Origin of the sequence: Cystobacter fuscus (genome assembly GCF_002305875.1) — a bacterium.
Taxonomy (GTDB): domain Bacteria; phylum Myxococcota; class Myxococcia; order Myxococcales; family Myxococcaceae; genus Cystobacter; species Cystobacter fuscus_A.
In genome coordinates this window covers 1025395-1040638 of the sequence record NZ_CP022098.1, presented here as the reverse complement: position 1 = coordinate 1040638, position 15244 = coordinate 1025395, and the positions used below count along the sequence as shown (strand labels likewise).

14 protein-coding genes are annotated in these 15244 nt (G+C 71.7%); 7 read left to right on the top strand and 7 right to left on the bottom strand.

Annotation, left to right across the window (positions count from 1 at the left end):
* The first annotated feature begins 11 nt into the window (after positions 1-11).
* Together CYFUS_RS04370 and CYFUS_RS04365 are read left to right on the top strand one after the other, a co-directional pair.
* Positions 12-638: a phenylalanine--tRNA ligase beta subunit-related protein gene (locus CYFUS_RS04370; RefSeq protein WP_095984084.1), complete on the top strand. Its 627-nt coding sequence runs from the start codon at positions 12-14 to the stop codon at positions 636-638.
* 26 nt (positions 639-664) lie between these two features.
* Positions 665-1750, top strand: a complete 1086-nt coding sequence (locus CYFUS_RS04365) for a hypothetical protein (RefSeq protein WP_095984083.1) — start codon at positions 665-667, stop codon at positions 1748-1750.
* On the opposite strand, the gene CYFUS_RS04360 is transcribed toward CYFUS_RS04365, so the two are convergent.
* Positions 1735-2232 (bottom strand): gluconokinase, encoded by a 498-nt coding sequence (locus tag CYFUS_RS04360; protein ID WP_095984082.1) that lies wholly within the window; start codon positions 2230-2232, stop codon positions 1735-1737. The two genes, CYFUS_RS04365 and CYFUS_RS04360, sit on opposite strands and share 16 nt — an antisense overlap.
* 282 nt (positions 2233-2514) lie before the next feature.
* Here CYFUS_RS04360 and CYFUS_RS04355 point away from each other — a divergent pair, with 282 nt between their 5' ends.
* Positions 2515-3897, top strand: coding sequence for a serine/threonine-protein kinase (locus CYFUS_RS04355; protein ID WP_232537363.1), 1383 nt, complete (start codon positions 2515-2517; stop codon positions 3895-3897).
* Positions 3898-4059: 162 nt separating this feature from the next.
* A complete protein-coding gene (locus CYFUS_RS04350; protein ID WP_095984080.1) occupies positions 4060-4839 on the top strand; it encodes a hypothetical protein in 780 nt (259 codons plus the stop codon).
* 52 nt (positions 4840-4891) lie between these two features.
* Here the strand turns inward: CYFUS_RS04350 and CYFUS_RS04345 are convergent, their stop codons facing one another.
* The 3 genes from CYFUS_RS04345 to CYFUS_RS04335 all read right to left on the bottom strand — a co-directional run bounded on the left by CYFUS_RS04345 (position 4892) and on the right by CYFUS_RS04335 (position 7753).
* Entirely contained in the window at positions 4892-6076 is a 1185-nt protein-coding gene (locus CYFUS_RS04345; RefSeq protein ID WP_198316452.1) for a two-component system sensor histidine kinase NtrB, read from the bottom strand.
* A gap of 218 nt (positions 6077-6294) precedes the next feature.
* A complete protein-coding gene (locus tag CYFUS_RS04340; RefSeq protein ID WP_095991795.1) occupies positions 6295-6903 on the bottom strand; it encodes an acyltransferase in 609 nt (202 codons plus the stop codon).
* 112 nt (positions 6904-7015) lie between these two features.
* Positions 7016-7753, bottom strand: a complete 738-nt coding sequence (locus tag CYFUS_RS04335; RefSeq protein WP_232537362.1) for a phosphatase PAP2 family protein — start codon at positions 7751-7753, stop codon at positions 7016-7018.
* 260 nt (positions 7754-8013) lie between these two features.
* Here CYFUS_RS04335 and CYFUS_RS04330 point away from each other — a divergent pair, with 260 nt between their 5' ends.
* Complete coding sequence (locus tag CYFUS_RS04330; protein WP_232537361.1) at positions 8014-8499, top strand: DofA protein; 486 nt, start codon at positions 8014-8016, stop codon at positions 8497-8499.
* 37 nt (positions 8500-8536) lie between these two features.
* On the opposite strand, the gene CYFUS_RS04325 is transcribed toward CYFUS_RS04330, so the two are convergent.
* Together CYFUS_RS04325 and CYFUS_RS04320 are read right to left on the bottom strand one after the other, a co-directional pair.
* The gene (locus CYFUS_RS04325; RefSeq protein WP_095984076.1) at positions 8537-9235 is read right to left on the bottom strand and encodes a class I SAM-dependent methyltransferase; all 699 of its coding nucleotides are present in this window, start codon (positions 9233-9235) and stop codon (positions 8537-8539) included.
* A 196-nt stretch (positions 9236-9431) separates the two neighbouring features.
* The gene (locus tag CYFUS_RS04320; protein WP_095984075.1) at positions 9432-10844 is read right to left on the bottom strand and encodes a hypothetical protein; all 1413 of its coding nucleotides are present in this window, start codon (positions 10842-10844) and stop codon (positions 9432-9434) included.
* Between the two features lie 429 nt (positions 10845-11273).
* On the opposite strand from CYFUS_RS04320, the gene CYFUS_RS04315 reads away from it, so the two are divergent.
* A complete protein-coding gene (locus tag CYFUS_RS04315) occupies positions 11274-12674 on the top strand; it encodes an NAD-dependent succinate-semialdehyde dehydrogenase (protein WP_095991794.1) in 1401 nt (466 codons plus the stop codon).
* Here the strand turns inward: CYFUS_RS04315 and CYFUS_RS04310 are convergent.
* A complete protein-coding gene (locus CYFUS_RS04310) occupies positions 12664-13887 on the bottom strand; it encodes a hypothetical protein (RefSeq protein WP_095984074.1) in 1224 nt (407 codons plus the stop codon). The genes CYFUS_RS04315 and CYFUS_RS04310 overlap by 11 nt on opposite strands.
* Positions 13888-14278: 391 nt before the next feature.
* Between CYFUS_RS04310 and CYFUS_RS04305 the strand changes: the two genes are divergently transcribed.
* Positions 14279-15244 (top strand): COX15/CtaA family protein, encoded by a 966-nt coding sequence (locus CYFUS_RS04305; protein WP_095984073.1) that lies wholly within the window; start codon positions 14279-14281, stop codon positions 15242-15244.

Below are 15244 nucleotides of genomic sequence, written 5' to 3'. Positions count from 1 at the left end.
GAGCACGGCACGTGTTCACCCAGGACACCCATCCCCTGCTGGAAGCGGTGGCCTTCGAGACCCGCTTCCCCGCGCCGCTCTCCCAGCGCCCCTCGCCCGAGTGGCTGGTGGCGCTGCTCGAGCCCGACGCGCCCGCCCCCCTGAGCGCCGATGACGCCGTGCGCGGCGCGGTGCGGGATCTCCTGCGCCACGGCGGCTACAAGCCCACGGGCCGGGGCAAGCCGGCCTCGGAGTACCTCGTGCGCGCCGCGGGCGAGGGCGCGCTGGGCTCCATCAACGCCGCGGTGGACGCCTGCAACGCGGTGTCGCTGCACAGCGGGCTGCCCATCAGCGTGGTGGACCTGGAGCGGGCCCGGCCCCCGTTGCGCGTGGGGCTCGCCCCCGAGGGCGCCACGTATGTCTTCAACGCCTCCGGCCAGACCATCGACGCCGGAGGCCTCTTGTGTCTCTTCGACGCCGAGGGCCCGTGCGCCAACGCGGTGAAGGACTCGCAGCGCACCAAGACGCACGAGGGCACGCGCCGCACCTTCACCGTGCTGTGGGGCACGCGCGCCCTGCCCGGCCGCGCCGAGCGGGCCTTCTCCTGGTACCGCGAGCTGCTCGAGCGGATGGGCGCGGCGGTGGAGCGCGCGCCCTGAGAACGCCGGAGGAGCTCGCGAACCTGTTGACGCGGGGCGCGCGGGCCCTGTCGGCCGTCTGGAGCCGGCCCGTCCTGCTCACCGCTCCCGAGCTCCTGGAGACGCGCCCCGGCTTCACCCTGGTGCGTGCCCAGGTGCGCGGGGGCCCGGTGCCGGGCGTGCTCCTCAAGTCCTTCCCGGACGAGCCCGTGCGCGGCTTCGACGACCGGGCGGGCGCGGAGTTCCTCACCCGGCGGGGCCTGGACGCCTCGCCGCGCTTCCTCGCGGGCGACGTGGACGTGCGCCTCTTCCTCCTGGAGGATCCCGGGCCCGGCCGCACCCTGGAGGCACTGCTGCGCGCGCACGACGCCCGCGCCGCCACCGCGGGGGTGCTCGCCACCGCGCGGCTGCTCGGCCAGCTCCAGGCGCGCACGCTGGGCAACCCGTCCGAGTATGAGCTCTTGCGCCAGTCCCTGCCGTCCCGTCCCGAGCGCGTGCGAATGGAGGAGGCGCGCGGCCTGCTCGAGGAGCGGCTGACGAGCTGGCTCACCGCGGTGGGCACGCGGCCCTTCCCCGGCACCCTCGAGGAGCTGGAAGTGGTGGCGCGCGCCCTGGCGAACCCCGGCCCCCTGCTCGCCTTCACGTGGGGGCACCCGTCCCCGGCGGGGGTGTGGTTCACGCTCGGGGGACCGCGCCTGCTGGACCTGGGCACCTCGGGCATGCGCCACGCCTTGTGGGACGCCCTGCCCTGGCTCGTCTCCCTGCCGCTGCCCGAGGAGCTCACGGCGCGCGCGGACACCACCTACCGCATCGGCCTGTCCCCCCTGTGCGAGGCGGCCCAGGAGGACTCGCGCTGGGCCCACGCCCGCGCCACGGTGGTCATCGCCCGCACGGTGCACGTCCTGCGGAGCCTGCACCCCCGCGTATTGGAGGAGGACCGCCCCGGCGCCTTCCCGGAGCTGTCCGCGCGCGCCACCCTGCTGCACCACCTGGCCCGCTGCCGGTGGTGGCTCACCCCCCTCGGCGACTTCCCGGGCCTGACCCGCACGCTGGAGGAGCTGGAGACACGGCTGCGCGAGCGCTGGACGCTCGCCCCCTTCACCTGGCCCGCGCTGCGTCAGACGGACGACTGAAGGCCCAGGCCCCGGAGGACGCGCGCCACCACCTCGTCCGGCGGCACCGACACCTCCACCGCGCAGACGCCCTCGGGCACCTCCAGCACCGCGAGCTGGTTGTCGAGCTGGGTCGGCGGCATGAAGTGATCGCGCCGGGCGGTGAGCCGCTGGGCGAGCAGCTCGCGCGAGGCATGCAGGTACACCCAGCGCTGCCGGGCCGGGTCCACCGTCAACCGCTCCCGGTAGGCGACCTTGAGCGCCGAGCACGCCAGCACCAGCCCCTCGCCCGAGTCCAGCGCCCGCTGGATGACCTGGCGCATGCGCTCCAGCCACGGCGCCCGATCCTCGTCCGTGAGCGCGCCGCCCGCGGCCATCTTCGCGATGCTCTCGGCCGAGTGGAACTCATCCGCGTCCCGGAAGCTCCACCCGAGCACCCGGGCCAGCCGCGTGCCCACCGTCGTCTTCCCCGCCCCGGCCACTCCCATCACGATGACCACCACGCGCGCTACCTCCCAACGCTCCTGGATGCGCGTGCACGTGAAACGGATGCGGGCACCCAGAACGGAAGTTCCATCAAAGCCGTGAAATGTGGAAGTTTTGAGCAATTCCTGTCTCTTCGGCAGAACGAATTGAACATTCCGTACAATGCCTTTCGGCCCGTCCGGGAATGGACATTCCAGACCCGCGTCTTCACGAGGCCGGAAAGGGGTGGTGCCCTCCAGGACAGTGCATGGGGATTGCAGGGCATTGACGGCTCCTCATCGCCCACCTGGCCGACACTCATGAATCGAGAGCTTTGTTTGTCAGAAGACGCGGAGTCGACATGGACGGGGGCCGACATCACGGATCGGATGTCGCGCCGTCAGCCCAGGCTGAGGCCGACCCGGGTGGACCTGTGTGGACGCATGCTCGGGCACTACCGGCTGCTGGAGCCGCTGGGCAGTGGGGGCATGGGCACGGTGTACCTCGCCGAGCAGCGCATGGGTGGGCACCGGGTGGCGGTGAAGGTGATGCACCCGGAGCTGGCGCGGGACGAGACGCTGTGCGCGCGCTTCTCCGCCGAGGCGCGCACGGTGAACCTCATCGGCCATCCCAACATCGTGCGCATCTTCGAGATCGACGAGTCGCGCGAGGGCCTGAACTACTTCGTCATGGAGTACCTGGAGGGCACGCCCCTGTCGCGGCTGCCCCGGCCCATGGAGCCGAGCCTGCTCGCGTGGCTGCTCGTCCAGGCGTGTGACGCGCTCGAGGCCGTGCACCGCAGCGGCGTGGTGCACCGCGACCTCAAGCCGGACAACCTCCTCATGGTGGAGCGCCCGGGCGAGGCCCCGGTGCTCAAGGTGCTCGACTTCGGCGTGGCCCACGCGCGGCACGAGCCCCTGCCCCCCCAGGCGAACCTGGGCGGCCAGGTGATGGGAACGCCCGCGTACATGGCGCCGGAGCAGTGGGTGGGCAAGCAGGTGGATGGACGCGCGGACATCTACTCGCTCGCGGTGACGGGCTACCTGCTCGCCACCGGCCAGCTGCCCTATCCGCGCTGCCAGCTCGCGGAGCTGGTGCTCGCGCCCCGGCCACCTCCGCCCCCCATCGCGCCCCATGAGCTGGCGCCCGCGGTCCCCGAGGCGCTGTCGCGGGCACTGCTGCGCGCCCTGTCCCGGGACCCCGACGAGCGCTTCGCCAGCGCGGCCGAGTTCAAGCAGGCCCTGTTCACCGCCGTGAGGACGGCGCCGCGCCCCGCGCCCCGCGTCCCGCTGCGCCCCTCGGGCCGCCTGCCCATTCCCTCCTTCCCCGCGCGGCCCGAGCCCAATGATCCCACCCCACCGCCCACCTGGACGGCGCGCGTGCACCTGGGCGGCGGCGGCGCCCACCAGGTGGTGGTGCACTGCAGCGAGCTGCACCACGACGGCCTCTTCATGTGCTGCGCCGAGCCCCTGCCCGCGCTCGCCACGCGGCTCGAGTTCACCCTGCAGATGGGAGGCGAGGAGCTGGAGTGCGTGGGCGAGGTGGTGCGGCACGTGGACCCGCTCCAGGCCCGCTCCCGCCGCCAGCCCCCGGGCGTGGGGCTGCGCTTCCTCCATCCCTCGCCCCGGCTGCGCGAGCTGCTCGCGCGGCTGGGCCCTCCCCGCCTGGCTTCCCCCCAGGAGTTGCGCTCGCGTTGCTCCTGAATCCCACGCGCGCTGTCCGCTTTCCATCACTCGGCCACACGGAGGGTGTCTGACGTGGCACCGCGAGCAGCATGGAAAAGGCGGTCCGCGGAAGCAGGAGTTACGCTCCTCTCCGACATGATGCGCGGCGCGGCTGAATCAATCCGATGGGGCTGGAGACTGGTGCTCGTGGGCGCCGTGTTGTTGGGAGCCTGCCGGGATCCGGCGAAGGCCTCGGGAACGGCACTCTACGTCACCACGGAGTTCGATCCCTCGCTGCTCCTCACCCAGGTGCGCGTGTGGGGAGACGTGGATGGGCAGCCCCACTTCGGCCCCCAGGTGCTGCCCGAGAAGGCCCAGCGGGTGCTCAACAGCGGGGAGACACTGCGGGTGGTGCTCGGGGACGTGCCCAACGGCGTGCGGGCGGAGGTGAATGTCGAGGGACTGCGCGACGGCACGGTGGTGGCGCGCGGGACGGGGGGCGCGGACATCCGCGATGGGTACGAGGTGGAGGTGTCCCTGCGGCTGGAGCCCACCACCCCCCCCGACCCCGGCACCTTCTGCGTGGGGTGCGAGGGGTGCTGCATCCAGGGCCAGTGCACCCCGTCCACCTTCAACACGTGTGGCACGGGCGGCATCGCCTGCACCGCGTGTGATCCCAACTTCGCCTCGCACTGTGACGGCCGGGGCTTTTGCGCGTGTGGCGCCAGCCCCGCCTGCTCGCCCCGGACGGCGGACCGCTGCCTGCTCGGGCAGTGCCGGTGTGGCAACAGCCAGGCGTGCGGCCCGGGACAGCAGTGCGTGAGTGGCCAGTGCGTCTGCTCGCCGGAGAGCTGCGCGGGTTGCTGCACGGGCAACGTCTGCGACGTGGGCACCACGGCGGACCGGTGCGGCCGGGGCGGTGTCGTCTGCCAGAAGTGCGACAAGAACAGGAGCTGCACCGCCGAGGCCGTCTGCGGCTGAGCGGCGCCCGTGCCGCCCCGCGAGACGTCCTTGGGGCACCTCGGGGCAGCCTTCAGGAGACGCCGGGCAGCGTCACCCGGAACGTGGTGCCCCGGCCCCGCGACGACGTCACCTCGATGTCCCCGCCGAGCTCGCGCACGATGTCGCGGCTCACGCAGAGCGCCGGCCCCGAGGAGTTCCCGCCCTTCGAGGGGAAGAGCGGCTCGAAGACGTGGGGCAGCAGCTCGGGGGCGAGGCCCGGGCCGGTGTCATGGATCTCGATCACCACGTGGCCCTGGCCGTCGTCGCGGGTGACGAGCCGCACCTCGTGCGCCTCGGGGTCCTCCCCGTCGTCCGGCAGGGACAGCACCGCGTGCAGCACGAGGTTGAGCAGCGCCTGGCGCAGCGAGCCCCCGCCGCCGGGCACGAGCGAGCGGGCACCATGGTCACGCACCAGACGGCCACGCGAGCGCAGCACGCTGGACACCAGCTGTCCCACCGTATCGAGCAGCAGGTTCACATCCACCGGGCCCTGGCCCGGCTCCGGCCGGAAGCCGCGCAGGTGGCCGAGGGTGCGCCGCAGCCGCTCGGAGCCCTCGATGATCTCCTCCACCGCCTCGCGCCAGGCGGCCACCTCGGACGCGGGCGCCCCCGCCGCGCCCGCCTGGGCCATGCTGGTCAGCAGGTAGTCGAGGTTGGCGGCCATGAAGGCCAGCGGGTTGTTCATCTCGTGCGCGAAGCCCGGCACGAGCATCCCCAGCGTGGCCAGGCGGTCCGCCTGTTGGAGCCGGGCCTGGAGCTGCCGGCGCTCGGTGATGTCGGTCAGCGTGCCCAGCAGCTCGCCCTGGCCGGTGGGGGAGCTGAAGGCGGCCAGCTCCACCCACTGCGTCCCCCGCGACGTGAGCAGCCGCACCTCCAGCCGGAAGGAGGCCTGCACCCGCGCGGCGATCGACTCCAGCAGGCGCCGCACGTCCGACTGCTCCTCCGGGTGCACCCGCTGCATCAGGGACTGGCCGAGCTCGCTCTCCACCGACACTCCCGTGAGGGACGTCCAGGCCGGGCTCAGGAAGGTGAAGTGCCCCTGGCGGTCGAGGTGGAACACCACCTCGTTGAGCCGCTCGGCCAGGAAGTGGTAGCGCAGCGCGTCCGCGGACAACCCCGGGCGGGGACTCGCGGCGGGTGCCAGCGGGGCCCATCGCGAGGACTCCCGCGCCCCCGGGCGCTCCTCGGTGACTTGAGACGGTTGCGGGTATGACATGGCCTCACTCCTTTTCCCCAGTGCAGAAGGGGGACCCCCCGTGAGCCCACGCCACGCCATCCCCCCTCGCGGCCGCGGGCGCTCGAATGTCCCAAAGCATAAGTCCGCCCCTGGAAAACGCGCCTTTCCGGAGGAAAATCCCGCCCCCCGGGACGAGTGAGTGGACAGAAGGACGAGGGCGCCCCGGAGATCCAGGCGCCTGAAATGTCCAGTGGTGGTCACCCGTCGTTGGGCTCACCGGAGGAGGGAGTACCGGAGGAGGGGCGCTCGCGGCGATCACCGATGACGCGCGCGGGAGCGCCGGCGACGATGGCCCAGGCGGGCACGTCGCGGGTGACGACGGCGCCCATGCCCACCACGGCGTGATCGCCAATGCGCACCCCGTCGGTGATGCCGGCGTTGGCGCCCACCCACACGTCCCTGCCCAGCACGATGCCCCGGGAGGTGACGGGCTGGGAGCGCACGGGCCGGTCCGGCGCCAGGCCATGATCGAAGGCGTAGAGCGTGGCACCGGTGGCGATGCGGCTGCCCTCGCCGATGTGGATGCCCGCGGCGCCCCCATCCAGGCTGACGCGCGCGTTGAGGCTCACCCCGGCCTCGAGCACCACCGGGCCGTGCACGAAGGCGTTCGCGGCGATGCTCACCCCGGGGCCCGTGAGGCGGATGGGCCGGCCCGGCTCGGCGAACAGCCGCGCGTCCGGGGAGATGAAGCAGCCCTCGGCGATCTCCACCGTCTCCAGCTCGAGCAGCCGCGCCTGCACCTCGCGCTGCCAGGCCTCGGCCCACGCGCGGTGGCGCGGCTTGAGCGTGAAGTACAACCACGGCATCCAGGAGAGGCGCTGCTTGTGCTGCTCGCGCCGGAGGGTGTCCAGATCGTCCACGGCCCCTGCCTACCATGAGTGGCCACCCGGAGCGGCACGCGGCGGGCTCGTGGCGGGCTCACGGTGGGGCGGTGTCGCCGCGCGCCTCCTCGCGCAGACCGGGACTCCTGCGCCGCGCCACGCGTGCCACCAGGGCGGCGACGAGCGCCCACGCGAGGCCGGCGATCCACCCGCCCACCACGTCCGTGGGGTAGTGCACCCCCAGGTACACCCGCGTGAGCCCCACGAGCAGCGTCAGCCCGAGCGCCACCGTCAGCAGGTACACCTTGAGCCAGCGCTTCTCCACGAGCTCGGACAGGATCGCGCCCAGCGTCAGGTAGACGATGGCCGAGAGCATCGCGTGGCCGCTGGGAAAGCTCTCCGAGAGCACCGAGGTGAGGTGCGGCACCACCGAGGGCCGCGGCCGGGCCACCAGGTTCTTCAAGAGCGCGTTCACCCCCGTGCCCCCGAGCGTGGAGCCGAGCACCAGGGCGATGGTGCGCCAGCGCCGCACGAGCACCAGGAAGCCGCACACGGCGATCACCACCAGCGTGAGCACCGTCAGACTGCCCAGCGCCGTCACGTCCCGCGCCGCCTCGGCGAGCCACCGCGGCCCGAGCGGCTCGGCCGGATCGTCCGCGCGCCGCAACGCGCGCAGCACCTGCTCGTCCAGGGACTGGGTGTCCTGTTCGCGCACCTCCTCCAACAGGGTGAGGAAACCACCGCCCAGCAGCAACAGGACGAGCAACAGTCCGAACACATCCGTGCCGCTCCACCGCACCAGATGCGCCCGGAGTCGATGAAGCGTGGGTCGCATGCCCACAACACCCTAGACGCCCCGCCATCCCGGAAGCGGATGGGTCCACGGAGTGTCGGCGGGCCAACGCGCGGGTCGTGCACCAATGGACATTGGCGCGGGGCCATTCGTGTTCCCGGAGGCAGAGAAGGCCGGAGGGCCTTGGGGAAGGCCCGGGGGCACCCCAGATTGCCGTCACCCTGTCGTCGCCGTGCCGGGCGCGTCAGCCCGCTCGAAATGCATTTTCGGGCTCCCGTACGGCCGTTCTCGGAGTGATGGTCATGTTCGCTACCGCAACCACTACTACCACTGCCACCGTTGCCCCTCCGAACTACAAGACAGCCCTCATCAATCGCGTGTTCTTCATCCGGTGGGAGCAGCCGCCCAGCACCCAGGACATCCAGTTGGTGACCGCCCGCTTCCGCGAGGCCTACGAGGCGCACCGCCAGCAGCTGTGCGTGGTCATCGTCACGGGGGCCAAGGCGCGCGTGCCCAACAGCGAGCAGCGCAAGGCGCTCTTCAAGATGCTCGAGGACCACCGCAAGTACATCTGCGAGCTGCACCTGCTCATGGAGGGCAACGAGCTGCAGCACAACCTGCAGCGCATCATCGCCTCGGCGCAGCTCATCGTGACGCGCATCTACGACAGCAACTACGCGCGCCTGCACAAGACGCCCGATGCCATCGCCCCCTTCCTCACCAGCCGCCTGAAGGCGGACGGCAACCGCATCATCAACGACGCGCGCCTGCTCGGCGTGCTGCACTGACGCCCGGCGCGGGCGTCAGGCCGCCAACGCGAGGGGCTCAGCGCGCCATGCAGACGTAGTAGTTCTCTCCGTAGTAGTCGTCGTTGTCCGCCGCGATGACGCGCGAGAAGCCCAGACGCCGCAGCGTCTCCACGAGCACCTCGGGCTCGAAGAACGTCACCATCTCGTTGGGGTCCGTCACCAGCCGGCGCGTGAGGTCCACGTGGTAGGCGGTGGTGGCCTGGAGGGCCGCGTCCCAGCGGCCCTCGGCCTGCCACTCCTCGATGGACTTCGTCATCACCTTCTGGAGGTCCGGCCGCTTCCGGGGACCCGCCGAGATGAGGCGCCCGCCCGGCCGCAGGTGCGCGAGGCTCTCGCGCAGCACCTCCTCCGGCTCGCGCACGTAGAAGAGGACGTTGTTGAGCACCACGGCATCCGCGAGCGCCGGCACCCCGGGGGGGAAGGAGCGTACGTCGCCCTCCAGCACCGTCCAGCGCCGGCGCTCCTCCGTTGGAAGGGCCGCCTGCTTGCGCAAGGCCAGCGAGAGCATGCCCGGGTTGTTGTCGAAGCCCACCACCGAGAGGCCGCGCGAGACGAGCGCCTGGCTCACCAGTCCCGTGCCGCACCCGGCGTCGATGACGGTCTCGCACCCCTGGGTGTCGCGCAGGATCTTGTCGACCATCCGCCGGTAGCAGTTGAGCTGGGAGCAGATCGCATCGTAGCTCTGGGCGAAGTCCGTCCAGATGTTGTCGACCATGGTGGCAAGGCTCTCGGTGCCGCCCGGGGGAAGTCCCGGAGCGCGGGCCCTCCTCTATGGCACGAGTCCCCCGCCCAACGCCCCGGGCAAGGCGCGGTTTGGTCGGAAAGACAAAAGACGGAAAAAACGAGGGGCCCCGCGCATGGCGCGGAGCCCCGGACCGGCTCGGGGACCCCGAGGCCCCCACGCCCGTCTGCTAGTGCTTCTTCATCCACTTGTAGATGGGCTCCCACACCTTCGCCTGGGCGTCACTGGCGAGCCACAGGTCCGCGTGGCCGTACTCGGCGGCGCGATCCAGGTCGCGCTGGGCGCGCAGGATGGTCACGTCCTTGCTGCCCAGCAGCGTCTTGGCCGAGTACTCGCCGTAGGCGCCGAAGCCGCCCGCGGCGCCCACGTAGAGCACCGGCACCTTCACGTCCTTGAGGTAGTCGTCATAGGGCAGGCTGCTCGTGCCACACTGCAACTCATCCCCCTCCACCTGCTCGCGCAGGCTCTGGTAGGGGTTGGCCGAGGCGAGGAAGTCGAAGAACTGCGGCGCCATCACATACCGAAACCCCACGAGCGCGCCGTTGGCGAACTCGCCGGCGGTGAAGTGGTAGTAGGGCACGGGCGCGGAGATGAAGGAGTAGGTGGCCGCGCCCAGGGCGACACCGAGCTGTCCGTAGGGCAGCGGCGGCAGCGGCGGCTGGGCCGGGGTGTCGGGCGATTCCTGCGCGCCCTGCCCCACGGCCAGGATGGCCAGACCCGCGCCCGGACCCCCCAGGTTCCCCTCGTAGCGGCCCTGGGCGAGGATGGCCTCACCGGCCTGCGCGCGCACGCACGCCGCCTGACGCTCGGTCTCGGCCTCGGGGCCGAACTTGAACACCATGTCCACCGGGATGAAGCCGCTCACGTGGCGCTGCGACGCCGGCTCGCGCGTCTCCGCGCTCATGTAGGCGTAGGCCACCTGCGCCCCGCGGCTCCAGCCCAGCAGGTTCATCTTGCCGAAACCGCTGCCCGTGAGGGTACGCACCCGGCGCGCCACCGCCATGGCCTTGCCCACGTCCTGCGCGTGGGTGCCCAGGTTCCACTTCTTCATGAAGGAGAAGTCCGTCGTCTGCAGCGGCACCTGCGTCCAGCGCAGATCGATGCCCCACACGTCCACGTCCTGCTTGGCCAGGTACACGGCGAAGGACTGCTCCGTGCGCACCGCGCTCGTCAGCGTGCTGGCCATGAACGCGCCCTGGAAGTCCCACGCATCCCCGTGCACGAGGAAGGCGGACTCGGGGGCGGACACCGGCTGCCACGGGAAGTACTCACGCACCACGCGGTGCAGGCCGATGACGTCGTGCTGCGCGTCCGGGCCCACCTGCACGCGCACGCGGTAGTGGTAGATGTCGCCCGTCACGTGCTCGCGCGTGAAGTCCCCCAGCAGGCGCACGTCACCCGCCTCCACCAGGAAGTCGAGCAGCGGCAACAACCGCATCGACAGTGCCTGCTCCTGCTCCCCCACCTGCTCCTGCTGCCCGACTTCGCTCCCCACCTGCGACTGCTCGGGCAAAGACGATTCGACACCGCATCCCGTCGACAGCAGGGCGAGGGGGAGGATGTGGCGGAAATTGAAACGCATGGGTCCCTCTTCAAGAAACTTTATGAACAAAATAAGCAAAACAGATACCACCCGTCCGTCCTACCTCGCCATCCAACAGAGTGGAGATAAAGCAGGAAATGGGCCAAGCCGATAAGCCCTCGGAAGAAGGGGAATACCTCAAAAAGCTCACCGTCAGCAGTGAAACATCACCGCCCCATCAAACAAAAGAAAGCCCTTTTGTCCGAGGAGACCCCGTGAATGCGTCAAAAGTGAACTCCTGGATTCAAAAGTGAAGCAGAAAACCCGTGTTTCCCGACAGGCACGACATTTTTGTCAGGGTGAGTGGACGTTCCCGGCCTTCCCGGCGAAACCCGGACGTCGGACCGTGAACGGGGCGGGGCGCATGCGCCTTGTCGGCGCGCGGGACGGAGACCCACACTCCGGGCCCCCTCCCGCCAGGAGAGCCCCCTGCCCTTCGCCACGATCGATCCCCGCACCGGTCAGACGCTGCGCACCTTCGCCCCCCACACCTGGGAGGAGGTGGAGGAACGGTTGAAGCGGGCCGAGCAGGCCTTGCGCGCCCTGCGTGGCACCTCGTTCGCCGAGCGCGCCGGGTGGATGCGGCGGGTGGCCGGGCTCCTGGAGGAGGAGGCGGAGCGGCACGGGCGGACGATGACGCTCGAGATGGGCAAGCCCCTGGAGGCCGCGCGCGCCGAGGCGCTCAAGTGCGCCGCCACCTGCCGCTACTACGCGGAGCACGCGGAGCGCTTCCTGGCGGACGAGCCCGTGGACACCGCGCCCGACACGAGCTTCGTGCGCTACCAGCCGCTCGGGGCGGTGCTGGCCATCATGCCGTGGAACTTCCCCTACTGGCAGGTGGTGCGCTTCGCGGCGCCGGCGCTCATGGCGGGCAACGTGGGCCTGCTCAAGCACGCCCCGAGCGTGCCCGGATGCGCACTCGCCCTGGAGGAGCTCTTCGCGCGTGGGGGCTTTCCGCCCGGGGCCTTCCAGACGCTGTTCGTGGAGGTGGACGAGGTGCGCCGGCTCATCGAGGAGCCGCGCATCAAGGCGGTGACGCTCACCGGCAGCGAGGGCGCGGGGCGGGACGTGGGAGCGCGCGCGGGCGGGCAGCTCAAGAAGGTGGTGCTGGAGCTGGGCGGGAGCGATCCCTTCGTGGTGCTGCCTGGCGCGGACCTGGACGCGGCGGTGGAGACGGCGGTGAAGGCCCGGCTCATCAACAACGGACAGTCGTGCATCGCCGCCAAGCGCTTCATCGCCCCCGCCTCCATCTACGCCGAGTTCGAGCGCCGCTTCGTCGAGCGGATGCGGCGCGTGGTGGTGGGCGACCCCCTGGAGACGGGCACGGAGGTGGGGCCGCTCGCGCTCGCGCACATCCGCGACGGGCTGCACGCGCAGGTGGAGAAGAGCGTGGCCGCGGGCGCCACGCTGCTTTTGGGCGGCCAGAAGCCCCCGGGGCCCGGCTTCTGGTACCCGCCCACGGTGCTCGCCCACCCTCCCCCCGGCTGTCCCGCCCACCGCGAGGAGCTGTTCGGCCCGGTGGCGGTGCTCTTCCGGGCGAAGGACACCGAGGACGCGCTGCGCATCGCCAACGACACACCCTACGGCCTGGGCGCCACGGTGTGGACGCGGGACGAGGCCGAGCAGCGACTCTTCATCGACGGCCTGGAGGCGGGCACGGTGAGCATCAACGGCTCGGTGGCGAGCGATCCCCGCCTGCCCTTCGGCGGGGTGAAGCACTCGGGCCACGGGCGGGAGCTGGCGCGCCACGGCCTGCTCGAGTTCCTCAACATCAAGACGGTGCGGGTGAGCCCATCCCGCGCGCCCGCCAGCACCCAGGCTAACGAGTAGGCACGCGCCCCCTGGGGGCACCCACGCCGGACGGCTCGCCGTGGACCTCCTCCAGGGCGCTGGCCACCGCGTCCATCTCCAGGCCGAGCTGCTCCACGCTCTGACGCAGGCCCGCGCCCGCCACGTCCGCGCTCGCCGCGTCCGCCGAGCGCACCCGCAGCACCTGCGTGTAGAGGTTCTCCAGCGTGTAGAACAGGCGCATGTGCTCGGCCTCCAGGCGCGAGGCCGCCGTGGCCAGCTCCGCCCGCTGCTGGCGCTGCTCGTCGAGCAACCGCAGCGTCTTCTCCAGCCGCTCCTTCACCACCGCGTCCGTCTCGGACTCCACGCGCGCGCTCAGCCGCGCCCGCTCCTCCTCCAGCCGGCGCTCCTCCTGGGGCGGCGAGAGCGAGCGCAGCTCCCGCTCACGGCGCGCCAGCTCGTGGCAGCTCTTGCGCAGCCCCTCCACCGTCTGCTCCGGCTGGTGCACCACGTCGCGCAGCACCCCGGGCCCCGAGCGCAGCTCCCCGAGCAGCTTGTCGCACAGCGTGTCCACCCGCGCCCGGCGGGGATCCTCCCCCTCGCGCGTCGGCTCGGGGGCCGCGACATGCACCGGCCCGGCCGCGGACGTGCCCTGCTCCAGGCCCTCACCCAACCGGGCCCGCTGCGCCACCTCCAACTGCCGTGCCCGCCAGAAGGTGCCCGCCGCCGACGAGCCGAGGCCGAGCGCCACGAAGATGAGCCACCACATCTCCTCGAAGGAGTAGATGGCCATCCCGACCATCACCAGCGCCGCCGCCGCGAACACCGCTCCCTGGAAGGGGTTGGCACGGGCCTCCTCCCGGAGACGCTCCTTGCGCGCGCGCTCCCGCTCCCGGCGCTGCTCCCGCCGCTCGCGGCGCAACTCCTTGCGGCGATGCTGGCGCTCCACCCGCGAGGCCCACTTCTCCGCGCGCTTGGAGCTCTTCTCCGCCCACGCCTCCACCTGCCGGGCCTGGCGCTGCGCCCACTGCTCCACGCCCCCGGCGTACCGCTCCGCCCACTTCTCCCAGTCCGCCCCGCCCTTGCCCTCCTCGCGCGCCTCGCCCTCCAGGCGCTCCCAGCGCGCCCGCTCCCGGGCCTCCATCCGCTCCCACTTCTCCAACCACTCGGCATGACGCTTCCGGCCCTCGGCGAGGGCATCCATCATGCGGCGCAGGTGCTTCTCGATGGGAGACTCGGGATGAGAGGGAGCCATGGGGCTTTCATCCTGCCCAAGCGGCCCCGCGTCCACCAGATGCGCCGACGCACCGCGCGAGCCCTCGGCGCGCCGCGAAGCCAGAACACCTCCGAGCCGCCGGGGAAAAAGTGCGCCGTGGGCCGAGGTGGGGGGGATCCTCGGCCCACGAACGCTTCGAACGATACTCCGTCCGAACCTGCATGACGTGTGCGCCCACCGCTTCCAGGCGGCGACCCAACATACCTTGTGATTTCCGGCTTGGCCACAAATTTTCATCACCGCTGTTAGCCCCGCCGGGAGGGAGAGCCGGGAGGCGGACGAGCGGAGGAGCGCGCTGGAGGCGCAAGCCGGGGCGAAGTGGGCTAGGGAGGGAAGCCACCCCCCGCCGAGCCAGGGAGCGTGATCGTCGATGAGCGCCACCGAGTCGTCCCGTGCCTTCCGAGTCTTCAGCTGGTTCTCCCTGGTGTGCACCCTGGGCGTGGTGCTGTGGGGGGCCTACGTGCGGGCCACGCGCTCGGGCGCGGGCTGCGGGGACCATTGGCCGGTGTGCAATGGCCAGGTGGTGCCACGCGAGCCCAGCGTGCAGACCCTCATCGAGTACACGCACCGGCTGACCAGCGGGCTGGTGATGATCTTCGCGGTGGTGGTGTGCGTGTGGGCCCTGCGCGCGCACGCCAAGGGGCACCCGGTGCGCCGGGCCGCGGTCTTCTCGCTCGTCTTCATGCTGACGGAGGCGGCGGTGGGCGCGGGGCTGGTGCTCTTCGAGATGGTGGCGCACAACGAGTCGATCGCCCGGGCCTTCTGGATGGCGACGCACCTGCTCAACACCTTCCTGCTGGTGGGAGCACAGGCGCTGACGGCCTGGTGGGCGGGGGGCCGGGAGCGGCTGATGCTGCGGCGCCAGGGCCTCACGGCGTGGCTCCTGGCGGGCAGCCTCGTGGGGCTGCTGGTGCTGGGGGTGAGCGGGGCCATCGCGGCGCTGGGGGACACGCTCTTTCCGGCCACCAGCCTCACCGAGGGCCTGAGCCAGGACATGTCGCCCACGGCGCACATCCTCTTGCGGCTGCGGGTGCTGCACCCGGTGCTCGCGGTGCTCGTGGGCGCGGGCGTGGTGTTCTCCGCGGCGATGGTGGCGCGGCTGCGGCCCTCGCCCGCGGTGCGGCGCTCGGCGTGGCAGCTCGGGGTGCTCTACGGACTGCAGCTGTTCGCGGGCATGTTCAACGTGGTGCTGCTCGCGCCCGTGTGGTTGCAGCTCGTCCACCTGCTGCTGGCGGACCTGGTGTGGATCGTCCTGCTGCGGCTGGGCGCGGCGGGGCTCGCGCTGGGCGCCCCCCGGGCGGACGTGAAGGTGCGCTCCGTGCTCTCCCCCATCTGA

What these genes read in the sequence shown, in the direction of transcription:
- CYFUS_RS04355 (WP_232537363.1), top strand. Translation starts at nt 2,515, where the DNA reads ATGAATCGAGAGCTTTGTTTGTCAGAAGACGCGGAGTCGACATGGACG.
- CYFUS_RS04345 (WP_198316452.1), bottom strand. Translation starts at nt 6,076, where the DNA reads ATGTCATACCCGCAACCGTCTCAAGTCACCGAGGAGCGCCCGGGGGCG.
- CYFUS_RS04340 (WP_095991795.1), bottom strand. Translation starts at nt 6,903, where the DNA reads ATGCCGTGGTTGTACTTCACGCTCAAGCCGCGCCACCGCGCGTGGGCC.
- CYFUS_RS04335 (WP_232537362.1), bottom strand. Translation starts at nt 7,753, where the DNA reads ATGCGACCCACGCTTCATCGACTCCGGGCGCATCTGGTGCGGTGGAGC.
- CYFUS_RS04330 (WP_232537361.1), top strand. Translation starts at nt 8,014, where the DNA reads ATGTTCGCTACCGCAACCACTACTACCACTGCCACCGTTGCCCCTCCG.
- CYFUS_RS04325 (WP_095984076.1), bottom strand. Translation starts at nt 9,235, where the DNA reads ATGGTCGACAACATCTGGACGGACTTCGCCCAGAGCTACGATGCGATC.
- CYFUS_RS04320 (WP_095984075.1), bottom strand. Translation starts at nt 10,844, where the DNA reads ATGCGTTTCAATTTCCGCCACATCCTCCCCCTCGCCCTGCTGTCGACG.
- CYFUS_RS04310 (WP_095984074.1), bottom strand. Translation starts at nt 13,887, where the DNA reads ATGGCTCCCTCTCATCCCGAGTCTCCCATCGAGAAGCACCTGCGCCGC.
- CYFUS_RS04305 (WP_095984073.1), top strand. Translation starts at nt 14,279, where the DNA reads ATGAGCGCCACCGAGTCGTCCCGTGCCTTCCGAGTCTTCAGCTGGTTC.